At 33.9% G+C, this 13152-nt stretch carries 13 protein-coding genes and 1 other annotated feature; all 13 genes read left to right on the top strand.

All coding sequences use genetic code 11. The features are described 5' to 3' along the window. Positions 1-66 precede the first annotated feature (66 nt). The 13 genes from yqfD (at position 67) to ACTJJ9_RS12830 (ending at position 13123) form a co-directional block, all read left to right on the top strand. Entirely contained in the window at positions 67-1254 is a 1188-nt protein-coding gene (gene yqfD, locus ACTJJ9_RS12890; protein ID WP_145581473.1) for a sporulation protein YqfD, read from the top strand. Between the two features lie 3 nt (positions 1255-1257). Continuing rightward, a complete protein-coding gene (locus tag ACTJJ9_RS12885; RefSeq protein ID WP_095302490.1) occupies positions 1258-2226 on the top strand; it encodes a PhoH family protein in 969 nt (322 codons plus the stop codon). Between the two features lie 210 nt (positions 2227-2436). After that, the gene (locus ACTJJ9_RS12880; protein ID WP_440768682.1) at positions 2437-4596 is read left to right on the top strand and encodes an HD family phosphohydrolase; all 2160 of its coding nucleotides are present in this window, start codon (positions 2437-2439) and stop codon (positions 4594-4596) included. Beyond that, complete coding sequence (ybeY, locus tag ACTJJ9_RS12875; protein WP_095302489.1) at positions 4593-5075, top strand: rRNA maturation RNase YbeY; 483 nt, start codon at positions 4593-4595, stop codon at positions 5073-5075. The genes ACTJJ9_RS12880 and ybeY overlap by 4 nt, the downstream gene beginning before the upstream one ends. Further along, entirely contained in the window at positions 5047-5427 is a 381-nt protein-coding gene (locus ACTJJ9_RS12870; protein ID WP_095302488.1) for a diacylglycerol kinase family protein, read from the top strand. Before ybeY ends, ACTJJ9_RS12870 begins: the two co-directional genes overlap by 29 nt. Before the next feature lie 140 nt (positions 5428-5567). Then, entirely contained in the window at positions 5568-5966 is a 399-nt protein-coding gene (locus ACTJJ9_RS12865; RefSeq protein ID WP_095302487.1) for a cytidine deaminase, read from the top strand. Beyond that, on the top strand, positions 5959-6870 hold the full coding sequence (era, locus tag ACTJJ9_RS12860; protein WP_145581474.1) for a GTPase Era: 912 nt from the start codon (positions 5959-5961) through the stop codon (positions 6868-6870). Before ACTJJ9_RS12865 ends, era begins: the two co-directional genes overlap by 8 nt. Before the next feature lie 133 nt (positions 6871-7003). Further along, on the top strand, positions 7004-7147 hold the full coding sequence (locus ACTJJ9_RS12855; protein WP_095302485.1) for a YqzL family protein: 144 nt from the start codon (positions 7004-7006) through the stop codon (positions 7145-7147). A gap of 31 nt (positions 7148-7178) precedes the next feature. Beyond that, a complete protein-coding gene (gene recO, locus ACTJJ9_RS12850; protein ID WP_440768681.1) occupies positions 7179-7931 on the top strand; it encodes a DNA repair protein RecO in 753 nt (250 codons plus the stop codon). A gap of 71 nt (positions 7932-8002) precedes the next feature. Then, positions 8003-8180 (top strand) — a binding site (T-box leader). Positions 8181-8265: 85 nt separating this feature from the next. Further along, positions 8266-9156, top strand: coding sequence for a glycine--tRNA ligase subunit alpha (gene glyQ / locus ACTJJ9_RS12845; protein WP_095302483.1), 891 nt, complete (start codon positions 8266-8268; stop codon positions 9154-9156). Beyond that, positions 9149-11212, top strand: a complete 2064-nt coding sequence (glyS, locus tag ACTJJ9_RS12840) for a glycine--tRNA ligase subunit beta (protein WP_440768680.1) — start codon at positions 9149-9151, stop codon at positions 11210-11212. The genes glyQ and glyS overlap by 8 nt, the downstream gene beginning before the upstream one ends. 338 nt (positions 11213-11550) lie before the next feature. Beyond that, on the top strand, positions 11551-12354 hold the full coding sequence (locus tag ACTJJ9_RS12835) for a pyruvate, water dikinase regulatory protein (RefSeq protein ID WP_095302481.1): 804 nt from the start codon (positions 11551-11553) through the stop codon (positions 12352-12354). 316 nt (positions 12355-12670) lie between these two features. Continuing rightward, positions 12671-13123, top strand: coding sequence for a YaiI/YqxD family protein (locus tag ACTJJ9_RS12830; protein WP_145581477.1), 453 nt, complete (start codon positions 12671-12673; stop codon positions 13121-13123). Positions 13124-13152: the final 29 nt, after the last annotated feature.

Below are 13152 nucleotides of genomic sequence, written 5' to 3'. Positions count from 1 at the left end.
TGTGTTTCCCAAAAAATGCACAGCAGATCTATTTACATATAAAACAGTTAAGATAGGGGGAGAAGGATGAGAAATCAATGGACGAGTTATTTATACGGTATAATTAAAGTTAGTATTAGTGGTAGGGGAACAGAGCGGTTCTTAAATGAATGTGTACGGGAAAAAATTGTTGTTTGGAAAGTGAAAAGAACGAGTAAGGAAACAATGAGCTTTTTTGTTAGCCTCAAAGATGTACATGCCTTAAGAAAGGTTGTAAGAAATCATGACTGTTCATGTAAATTTGAGCGGCGAATCGGAATGCCATTTTTTGTAAAAAGGACATATCGTAATAGTGGCTTTGTAATAGGATTACTTGCTTTTTTACTTGTTATTTTCGCTTTATCAAATATGATTTGGGGGATAAAAATTGAAGGCGCAACTCCTGAGACGGAACATTTAATCAAAAAAGAACTTTCTCGAATTGGAGTAAAAACTGGTAAATTTCAATTTTTCGTTGATAATCCAGATGAAATTCAAAAATCCTTAACAGATAATATTAATCAAATTACATGGGTTGGGGTAGAACTTACTGGAACCACATACCATTTAAAGGTTGTAGAAAAGAATCAACCAGAAGAAACAGAAAAGGTAAGTCCGAGACATATAATTGCTGAAAAGGAAGCAACTATTGCTAAAATGTTTGTTGAACAAGGACAGCCAATGACAACTTTACATGAGCATGTGAAAAAAGGGCAAATATTAGTATCTGGATTGATAGGGAAAGAGGATGAACAGCAGCAAGTTGCTGCTAAAGCAGAAATTTTCGGGGAAACCTGGTACAAATCAACAATTACAATTCCATTAAAGACATCGTTTCAAGTTTTTACTGGTGAAAATAAAGTTAAACATCATATTAAGGTGGGGTCACTCAACATCCCTGTTTGGGGTTTTGGTAAACCGGAATATGGAGAGTATGAAGTTGAAGATGATGTTAGATATTTAAAGTTTTTAAATTTTACTTTGCCAATAGCTTATTCAAAAGATATTTATCGCGAAAAGGAAGAAGTATCTAGAGATTATTCTGTAGAACAAGCTAAAGAGGCTGCATTAGATCGCGGCAAAAAGGATATTGAAAAAAATTTAGATGAAAAAGAACAAGTAATTGGAGAAAAAATTTTGCACGAGACTACAGAGAATGGTAAAGTTAAATTAACCGTTCTTTACCAAGTGTTAGAAAATATCGTAAAAACTACACCAATTGTTCAGGGAGATTAAAGAATGCCAGAAGAATTAGTGACATTAAACCAGCAGTTAGAAAATCCAAATGAAGCAGTTGCTCTATTTGGTAATCATGATGTTCATCTTAAACGAATTGAAGATGAACTAAATGTCTCCATCGTTACGCGTGGTGAAGCAGTATTTGTTTCCGGAGAGTCGGAAAATGTTAATTTGGTCGATGAATTACTAAAATCGCTACTGCTTATTATTCGTAGAGGAATAAATATTAGTGAGAGAGATGTTCTTTACGCAATCACTATGGCGAAAGAACAGCAGTTAGAACAGTTTGAACAATTATATGTACAGGAAATTTCAAAAACTGCTAAAGGGAAATCAATAAGAGTTAAAACTCTAGGACAGCGCCATTATATTGCTGCAATTCAGAAAAACGATTTAGTTTTTGGAATTGGTCCAGCTGGAACTGGTAAGACTTATTTAGCAGTTGTGATGGCTGTTAATGCATTAAAAAATGGGAGTATTAAAAGAATTATTTTAACTCGTCCTGCTGTAGAAGCAGGGGAGAGTCTTGGTTTCTTACCAGGGGATTTAAAGGAAAAGGTAGATCCTTATTTAAGACCCCTCTATGACGCCTTGCATGATGTTTTAGGGATGGAACATACTCAAAGGTTAATCGAGCGGGGAACAATTGAAATTGCCCCCTTAGCTTATATGCGTGGGAGAACATTGGACGATGCATTTGTCATTCTAGATGAAGCGCAAAATACAACACCAGCTCAAATGAAAATGTTTTTAACAAGATTAGGATTTGGATCTAAAATGGTGATAACAGGCGATATTACTCAAGTAGATTTACCAAAGGGAGTAAATTCTGGCTTAGCAGTAGCAGAAAATACCCTTTCAAATGTTCAAGGAATATCGTTTATAACTTTAGAGCAATCAGATGTAGTTCGACACCCACTCGTTGCAAAAATAATTGCTGCATATGAAAATTCAAATGAAAGCAAGTGACCCGAACCGATAATTCGGGTCACTTTTCTGTTATTCTTTTAAAACACGAGATAATGTCACCCATAAAAAAGGGGTTAAAAAGTCATGATTTTAATTGTAAAATGATTTTAAGAGTTGAACAATGACTGATAAAAGAAAATAATGGACAAGAAACGACTATTGAATGATGATAATATGGAGCTTTATTTGTAGATAAGGTGGTGTCTTTCCTTGAAAAAAGAGAAGAAAAATAATAAAAAACCAAATGTATTAGAGAAGTTTAAAAATCATAAATTTTTACATGCTATGATATATGTCGTACTTGCAATTATCATTTATGCTGCATTGTTTAGCAATGTAAAACCTGAAACTCTCGATATTGAACCTTTTACACCTTCAAAAGAAACAATTTATGCACCAACGACTGTTGTTGATAAAGAAGAAACAGAAAGGAAAAAGAAGGAGGCATATGACTCTGTTGAGGATCAATATGTTCTAGATAAGAATATTTCTGAAGATCAAGTAAATCTTATCTCATCGATTTTTGATGCAATAATCGAGGTAAGAAAAGAAGGCGCCAACACTGAAACCTCTGATAAAGAGGAAACCATTCTTACTCCAGAAGAAAAAGTTAACCGCCTAGTAAACGAAAAATTAACGGATACCATAAATGAAAAAATTCCTAAAGAAACGTTCTTGCCATTGATGAGTGCGTCAGATGAGGATGTAACACTAGCTAAGAATGCTGTTGTTACTGCAGTAAATAATGCTATGAGCAAGGAAATACCTATCGTCCAGTTAACGGAAGCAAAGAATCAGGTGGAGGAGGAATTAAAGTCCTACTCTTTAAAAAAGGATGTCCTCCAATCTTCAATAACCCTTGCAAGATTTGCTATAGCCCAGAATTACTTCCTAGATTTGGATGCTACTAATCAGAAAAGGCAACAGGCATCAGAAGAAGTTAAGGAAGTACAAATTAAACAAGGTCAAATCATTGTAGATGAGGGCGAACTTATTAGTCGGGAAGTATACCGTAAATTAGGCTTGGTTGGCTTACTAGATGACCAGATATCTTACAAACCTTTCATAGGATTAGGTATTCTCGTTTTACTAATAATAACGGGTATCATTTACTTTTTTGAAAAAAAGGATAATAAAATTAAAAATAATTCCTTACTTCTATATTGTTTTATTTTTACAATTACCCTTTTATTAATGAAAATTTTAAGCTTATTTCAGAAAATCGATTATAACCATATCGGTTATATAGTACCTGTTGCAATGGGCGCTATGCTTGTAAAGCTACTGCTTAATGAGAGAATAGCCTTTTTAACCTCAATGATTTTTGCAATTTGTGGCAGTATCATTTTTAATGAAGGAGTTACAGGGAGCTTTAATTTTTCAGTAGGTGTTTATTACTTATTTGCTTGCCTAGTAGGTATATTATTTTTAGGTGACCACAATCTCCGTTCAAAAATCTTACAAGCTGGTTTATTTGTTTCAATTATGAATTGTTTAGTTCTTCTTGCGATATTGCTAATCCGAAATGGAAGCTATACAAATGTTGAAATTGGAACTTACTTTATTATGGCATGTGTTTCTGGGTTAGTGGCATCTGTGTTAACAATAGGCTTTATGCCATTTTTCGAAACCGGATTTGGTATATTATCAACAATGAAATTAATTGAGCTGTCGAATCCGAATCATCCATTATTAAGGAAGATTTTAACGGAAACACCTGGAACGTATCACCATAGTGTAATGGTTGCAAATTTAAGTGAATCTGCTTGTGAAGCAATAGGGGCAGATGGGTTATTAGCGAGAGTTGGTGCTTATTATCACGATATCGGTAAGACAAAGCGGCCACAGTATTTTATTGAAAACCAAATGAATATTGAAAATCCACATAATAAGCTGTCACCACAGTTAAGTAAAAATATTATTATTGCACATGTGACAGATGGTGTGGACATGCTAAAAAAACATAAAATGCCTAAGGAATTTATTGATATTGCAGAACAGCATCACGGTACTTCCCTGTTAAAATATTTTTATCATCAGGCAAAACAAACAAATGATTCAATCTATGAGGAAGAATTTCGATATCCAGGTCCAAAACCACAAACGAAGGAAATCGCCATCATCTCAATTGCTGATAGTGTTGAAGCAGCTGTTCGATCAATGTCAAATCCAACTCCGGATAAAATTGAAAAATTAGTCCGTTCGATTATTGCTGATCGACTACAGGATCATCAGCTGGATGAATGTGATTTAACGTTAAAAGAATTAGATATTATTGCGAAGTCATTTTGTGAATCACTTAAAGGGATATTTCATTCAAGAATTGAATACCCCGAATTAACGAAAAAGCAGAAGGTGAAACAATCATGAGATTAATCATCGATTTAATTGATGAAACGAACGAATTAGTCGAAGAACAACTTAAAACAATAGAGGATTTATTACAATATGCTGCTGACATGGAAGAGGTTGCCCAAGATGCTGAAATTTCAGTCACGTTTGTAACGAATGAGCGTATACAAGAAGTAAACCGTGAATATCGAGATAAGGATCAGCCTACCGATGTTATTTCATTTGCTCTTGAAGAAATGGGAGAGGGAGAAATTGAAATCATTGGTATAGAGCAACCACCAGTATTGGGGGATATTATTATTTCTATCCAACGAGCAAAAGAACAGGCTGAAGAATATGGACATACCTTTTTAAGAGAACTTGGCTTCCTTGCAGTCCATGGATTTTTACATTTATTAGGTTATGATCATATGACAGAGGAAGACGAGAAAGTAATGTTTACTAAACAAAAGGAAATTTTAAATAGTTATGGACTTAAAAGAACCTCGGAACTCTGAATGGAAGCGTTTTTACAAAAGCTTTTGGTTTGCTTCGACCGGTATCGTACAGACATTTAAAACAGAGCGCAATTTTCAAATACATGTTGTTGTATCAATTTTGATGCTTATTATCGGTTTACTGCTGTCATTTACAAAACTTGAGTGGGTTATTTTACTATTTTTAATCGGTGGGATGCTCTCACTTGAGTTAATCAATACAGCTTTAGAGCATGTCGTGGATTTGGTTACAAAAGAAAAAAGACCCCTTGCAAAGGCTGCAAAGGATGCAGCAGCTGGTGCGGTTTTGGTGTATGCAATACTTTCGGTTATAATAGGATTAATTATTGTTTATGGACATTTACCTATTTGAATGAAATCCAGTTTTATTGTGGTGGATTTCGAAAATTCTTACAATTAAATAACAAAATAGAAGAAAACGTGAAATTACTGATTGGTTTAGGTAAAATAATAGTAAGAAATGGATAGTTAATTTAGAAAGGAAGAAATGTTGTGAATATTGAACATCTCATCAGTGAAGCGAAAGAAGCACGTAATATGGCTTATACTCCCTATTCTAAATTTAATGTTGGTGCGGCTTTGTTAACAAAGGATGGAAAAGTCTATAAAGGTTGTAATATAGAAAATGCATCATATAGCATGACAAATTGTGCTGAGCGCACAGCATTGTTTAAAGCCATTTCTGAAGGAGACAAAGACTTTGTTGCATTAGCAGTTATTGCTGATACGAAAAGACCTGTTTCCCCTTGTGGAGCTTGTCGTCAAGTTATTTCAGAGCTTTGTCCCAAAGATATGAAGGTAATACTAACCAATTTACAAGGTGATATACAGGAAATAAATGTAGAAGATTTACTACCAGGAGCGTTTTCAGCGGAGGACTTAGATGAGTAATAATCAAGGATTTAAATCAGGATTTGTATCAATTATTGGAAGACCAAATGTAGGGAAATCTACATTTATAAATAGAGTTATTGGTCAAAAGATAGCTATTATGAGTGATAAACCACAAACAACACGTAATAAAATTCAAGGTGTTTATACTACTGAAAATTCACAGACGATATTTATCGATACACCAGGGATTCATAAACCAAAGCATAAGCTTGGAGATTTTATGATGAAGGTAGCCCAAAATACATTAAAAGAGGTTGACCTTATACTTTTTATGATTAATGCGGAAGAAGGATATGGCAGAGGGGATGAATTTATTATTGAACGGTTGAAGCAGACGAATACGCCTGTTTTTCTAATCATCAATAAAATTGACCAAATTCACCCAGATGAGCTTTTACCAATTATCGAAGAATATAAAAATTTATATCCTTTTAAAGAAATCATTCCGATATCTGCTTTACAAGGTAATAATGTTGATACTTTATTAAAACAAATTGAATCATTATTACCAGAAGGACCACAGTATTACCCAGATGATCAAGTAACAGACCATCCAGAAAGATTTATTATAACAGAATTAATTCGCGAAAAAGTACTTCATTTGACTAGAGAAGAGATACCGCATTCTGTTGCTGTTGTAATGGATTCACTTGAGCGAAGGGAAAATAATAAGGCTATATATGTTGCAGCTACAATTATTGTAGAGCGAGATTCACAAAAGGGAATTATTATTGGAAAACAAGGAAGTATGCTAAAAGAAGTAGGGAAACGCGCACGCGTCGATATCGAAGCACTTCTAGGTTCAAAAGTATTTTTAGAGCTATGGGTAAAAGTTCAAAAAGATTGGCGTAATAAGGCATCACAGTTGCGAGACTATGGATTTAGAGAAGATGAATATTGAGGATAAAAGAATTATTCATAAATGTTGTTAGCAAAAAATGTTTGACATGAAATGATGAAATGCAGGTCAAGATAATGGTAATGAAATTGGATTTATTGTTTGCTAGTCTTAACAACTGAAAGGTGGGGTTTTTATGTTGGATTTTACCTGGAAAGTTTTTTCTCAGACAGGTAGCATTGATACTTATCTTCTTTTTAAAGAATTAGAAAAGGAGAATGAAGAAGGACCCGATTCTCAAGAGGATGAACTAGCTGAAATGGATTTTCCAATTTCCTGATCTTGCCTAAACCTTTGGAAGGTGAGGGAATTTGCTTCAAAAATGTGAAGGTATCGTCATTCGATCGACGGACTATGGTGAAACAAATAAAATTGTAACAATATATACGAGAGAACTTGGAAAAGTTGGGGTTATGGCGAGAGGCGCTAAAAAACCGAATAGCCGCCTTACGTCTATTACCCAACTTTTTACTTATGGAACGTTTTTGTTTCAAAAATCAACTGGTTTAGGAAGTTTGCAGCAAGGTGAAACAATTTTTTCGCATCGGTTTATACGTGAGGATATTTTTTTAACAGCTTATGCCTCTTACATATCAGAATTACTTGATAAAAGTACTGAGAACTTTGAAAGCAATCCTTTTTTATTTGAATTATATAAGCTGACCCTTGATTATTTGAATGAAGAAGTTGACCCGGATATTTTAATGAGCATATTTGAAATAAAAATATTACCTTTGCTAGGATTGAAGCCACAATTTGATTGCTGCACTAATTGTGGAAATAAAGAAGGAACATTTCACTTTTCAATTAGAGAAGCAGGATTCATTTGTCATCGTTGCTTTGAAATTGATCCGTATAGAATTCCTATTTCCCAAACAACCGCTAAATTACTTAGATTATTTTATTATTTTGACTTAAATCGATTAGGGAAGATTTCCTTGAAATCAGAGACAAAAAAAGAGATCAAACATGTCATAGAAGCGTATTACCAAGAGTATTCTGGTCTGACTCTTAAATCAAAGCGTTTCTTAAACCAATTAGATTCCTTAAAGGGGAAGCTATGATACCTATGTACAAAAATATACAGTATATTGACATCGGAGAATTTTTAGATTAATATGCAATTAGAATTTAACAGTTTGCGTTGAAGGAAAGAAGTAGTTACGAATAACCATTAATAGCGACCTTAGGACGGTGAAAGCTAAGGATTGGCTCGTAATGAAAGGCGTTCTGGAGCAGTAATTGAAAGTGGCTTGCCTTTATAATTAGGTGAGCAAATAGGGTGGAACCGCGGGTAAGCTCTCGTCCCTATGTCGATTTTTGGCATAAGGATGGGAGCTTTTTGTTTTCTTCACTAATTATTTATAATATGGAAAACTTTATGGAGGTGTATCAATAATGAATATACAAGAAATGATTCTTACACTACAAAAGCATTGGTCTGATCAAGGGTGTATTTTAATGCAGGCATATGATACTGAAAAAGGTGCTGGAACAATGAGTCCATATACATTTTTACGAAGTATCGGGCCAGAACCATGGAATGTTGCATATGTGGAACCGTCAAGACGACCTGCAGATGGGCGTTATGGCGAAAATCCAAACCGTCTCTATCAGCATCACCAATTTCAAGTTATTATGAAACCATCACCAGACAACATTCAAGAGCTTTATTTAGATTCCTTACGTGCTTTAGGAATAGACCCATTGGAGCATGATATTCGTTTTGTAGAGGACAACTGGGAAAACCCTTCTTTAGGCTGTGCAGGATTGGGATGGGAAGTATGGTTGGATGGAATGGAAATTACTCAGTTTACATATTTCCAACAAGTAGGTGGAATAGAATGTAAACCCGTTTCTGCCGAAATTACCTATGGGATTGAGAGATTAGCTTCATATATACAGGATAAAGAAAATGTATTTGATCTTGAATGGACTGAGGGATTTACTGTTCGCGACATCTTTTTGATGCCGGAATATGAACATTCTAAATATACGTTTGAAACATCGGATACAGAGATGTTGTTCCAATTGTTTTCAACTTATGAAAAGGAAGCAATTCGTCAAATGGATGAAGGCTTAGTCCATCCAGCTTATGATTATGTTTTAAAATGCTCCCATACATTTAATTTATTAGATGCTAAAGGAGCCATTTCCGTCACTGAACGCACAGGCTATATTGCTAGAGTGCGGAACTTAGCTCGTAAAGTTGCAAAAACATTTTATGAGGAACGAGAAAAACTAGGTTTTCCAATGTTAGTGAAGGAAGGAGGAGAAGCAAATGAGTAAACAGGATTTACTTATTGAGATCGGGTTAGAGGAAGTACCTGCACATTATGTGACAGATGCGTCTAATCAATTTACTACTAAAGTTTCTGAGTGGCTAAATGATAAAAAGCTTTCTTATGGAGAGGTCAAATCTTATTCTACACCTCGTAGATTAGCTGTCTTAGTAAAAGAGGTTGATGAAAAACAACCTGATATTGAAGAAGAAGCAAAAGGCCCTGCAAGGAAAATTGCTGTTGATGAGAATGGGAATTGGACAAAGGCTGCAATTGGTTTTTCAAAGGGTCAAGGTGCAAATGTAGAAGATATTTATTTTAAAGAAATAAATGGTGTCGAATATGTCCATGTGCAAAAATCGATTAAAGGACAGGAAACAAAAACATTATTAACAGAATTACGTCAAATTATCATAGGACTAACATTTCCTAAAAATATGCGTTGGGGTAACCAAGACATGCGTTACATTCGTCCAATTAAGTGGATTGTTGCCTTGTTTGGCAAAGAAATCATCCCATTTGAAATAGCTGGAGTAACAACTAATTCATATACTTTTGGCCATCGCTTTTTAGGAAGTCAGGTTGAAATAGCTGCACCTTCTTTATATGAAGCGCTATTGTTAGAGCAATTTGTATTAGCAGATCCTATCAAAAGAAAAGAAGCAATTGTTAATCAGCTTTCTGAGATGGAAGCAGAGCAAAATTGGGTTATTCCAATTGATGCTGAATTATTGGAAGAAGTAAATAATCTTGTTGAGTATCCAACTGCGTTGTTTGGAAAATTCGAAGCGGATTATTTATCTTTACCTGATGAAGTATTAGTTACGACTATGAAAGAGCACCAACGATATTTTCCTGTAAGAAATCAGAGCGGAGAATTACAACCATTTTTTGTCACAGTTCGAAATGGTGACCACAATCATCTTGAAAATGTAGCAAGAGGAAATGAAAAAGTTTTACGTGCAAGATTATCAGATGCAAATTTCTTTTATAAAGAAGACCAAAAGCTAAAAATTGAAGATGCTGTTTTGAAATTAGATAAAATTGTCTTCCATGAGGAATTAGGAACACTTGGAGAAAAGGTAAAACGAATTGTTAAAATTGCAGAAATATTATCAGATAAATTAAAGGTATCTGAAGAAGAAAAGAAAGATGTTGCCCGTGCTGCATCAATTTGTAAATTTGACCTCGTTACACATATGGTTTATGAATTCCCTGAATTACAAGGAAAAATAGGTGAAAAATACGCAAGAATTAGTGGGGAAAAAGAGGCAGTTGCATTAGCTGTAAACGAACATTATATGCCAAGACATGCTGATGATGAGATCCCGAATTCAAATGTCGGTGGAATAGTTGCCCTTGCAGACAAACTTGATACAATTGTTGGTTTTTTCGCAATTAATAAAATTCCTTCTGGTTCACAGGATCCTTATGCATTAAGAAGGCAGGCTAGTGGAATTGTCCAAATATTGCTAGCTAAAAACTGGAAACTTGCATTGCCTGAATTATTCGATTTGACATTGGACTTCTATAAGGAAATAGCAAAGTCTGATACGAAGCAAGATCTTTTATCTTTCTTTAAATTACGTCTAAAACACGTATTTGCGGAAGAGAAAATTAGACATGATATCGTTGATGCAGTATTAGAATCGTCAAATATTGAAGTAACCTCATTAGTGAATCGCGCAAAAATTCTTAACGAAATCTCTAAGACTGAGCGATTTAAAGAGGAAGTAGAATCGTTATCTCGTGTAATGAATATTGCAAAAAAAGGTATTGAAAAGGAAATTAACCCACAATTATTTGAAAATGAATACGAAGAAACATTATATAAAGAATATTTACGTATATCGACAGATGTATCTACTCTTTTGACAAATGGTCAAGAGAAGGAAGGTTATCAGCTATTAGCTAGTCTTAAAGAGGTAATTAATGCTTACTTTGACCATACGATGGTCATGGCTGAAAACGAAATTGTAAAAGAAAATCGTTTAGCACAAATGGTTAAATTATCAAAATTAATTCAATCTTTTGCGCAAATAAATAATATTATAGTTAAGTAACAGGTAATTAGCAGTACGGATGAGGATTTTAATTTAACCTGAGAGCTGACCAATTGTCAGCTCTTTTTCTAAAGAGTAAATGTGTTAGAACATATTTCTTTTCAAAAATGAAGGAATGTATATAATATTTCTATAAAGAAGTGGGTAATACATTCATTTTGAATTGACGATATTAGAGATAAAAGGGGAAAAACATTAACTGAAATGAAATTGCTTCAATAGCGTTTTTGAAAATAAATAAGATGTTATAGAGGGAAATCTTCTAAAGTCTAAAATGATGAGATCCTCGTAACTTATTGCTAAAAAGTTTAGTTCAAATAATGAAGAGGGGTAAAATGATGAATTACCGCATGGTGTATATTGTTTCGGACTCTGTTGGAGAAACGGCAGAATTAGTTGTAAAAGCAGCAGCTAGCCAATTCAATGGAGTGTCGGTAAATACAAAAATAAAACGAATTCCTTATGTTGAGGACAAAGGGACAATTTTAGAAGTATTATCACTTGCAAAAGAGGATAATGCAATAGTTTGTTTTACGTTGGTCATACCAGAATTAAGACAATATTTAATAGAAGAAGCTGTTAAACAGGGAGTTGTTTACTATGATATCATTGGCCCTCTTATTGATATTATGGAAAACTCATATGGAAAAGCGGCAAAGTATGAACCCGGTAGAGTCCGTAAACTTGATGAAGAGTATTTTAAAAAGGTTGAAGCAATTGAATTTGCAGTCAAATATGATGATGGTCGAGATCCTAGGGGAATCCTCAAGGCGGATATCGTATTAATTGGTGTATCACGTACTTCGAAAACCCCACTTTCTCAATATTTAGCGCATAAGAGATTTAAAGTAGCCAATGTTCCGATTGTACCTGAAGTTGAACCACCAGAAGAACTTTATAAAGTTTCAGCACAAAAATGTATAGGACTGCGAATTAGTCCTGATAAGCTAAATCATATTCGCAGAGAGAGATTAAAATCATTAGGACTTAATGATGAAGCATTTTATGCGAATATTAATCGAATTAAAGAGGAATTAGACTACTTTGATAAAATAGTTGATAAAATTGGCTGTCAGGTAATTGATGTATCAAATAAAGCTGTTGAGGAAACGGCAAATATTATTGCAAAGCTTCATGAATAAAATCGGTATACTAAACGATTTATACTTTTTGACGATATAAGCCATCACTATGATTGATCTTAATTTGGAACTAAAAACAAAAAAACAATAGATATTTGTAGAATTTTATATTATAATAAAAAATTGTGATAAAATTATTTTTTTTAGGTTTAGAACTTGACTTTGAGGAATAAACTATTAATTGTAAACTGTCAAGAAATATCCCAAAAAATAATTCGACAAAAGTCTTTTATTTCCGAAATTGTTTTGATTTGAATGCATTCAAAAGAAGGAATTTGTCGGAGTAATGTAGAATAGAGGATTATGACGAAAAACAATGAATATTTATGTTGATGCAGATGCATGTCCTGTGAAACAAGAAATAATGACCATTGCAAATGAATACCAATTTGAAGTGGTTTTTGTTGCCTCTTATAACCATGTTTCAGAAAAAACCTATGGAGGGAAATGGGTCTTTGTTGATACAGGCAAAGAAGCGGCAGATTTATACATTGTCAACCATGTGAAGAAAGGTGACTTAGTCGTTTCTCAGGATATAGGCTTAGCAGGTCTGTTATTAAAAAAAGAAGTTCTAGTTATTACTCCAAGAGGTAAAATTTATACAGAGAGTAATATTGACACTGCATTGCAATTTCGATATTTATCAGCTATGGAAAGACGTGGTGGCAAGTTTACAAAAGGACCGAAAAAATTCACAGAAGCAGATATTATAAATTTTATCACAACAATGAAAAAAATTTTGTCGAAAGATGCAGGAGATTTGAAATGAATCTCGAATATCTTTAAATACGGAGTTGT

Source organism: Metabacillus sp. 22489 (assembly GCF_052044855.1).
GTDB lineage: Bacteria > Bacillota > Bacilli > Bacillales > Bacillaceae > Metabacillus > Metabacillus niabensis.
Note: the sequence above shows the minus strand (reverse complement) of the source record. Positions and strands in the feature narration are given on the sequence as shown.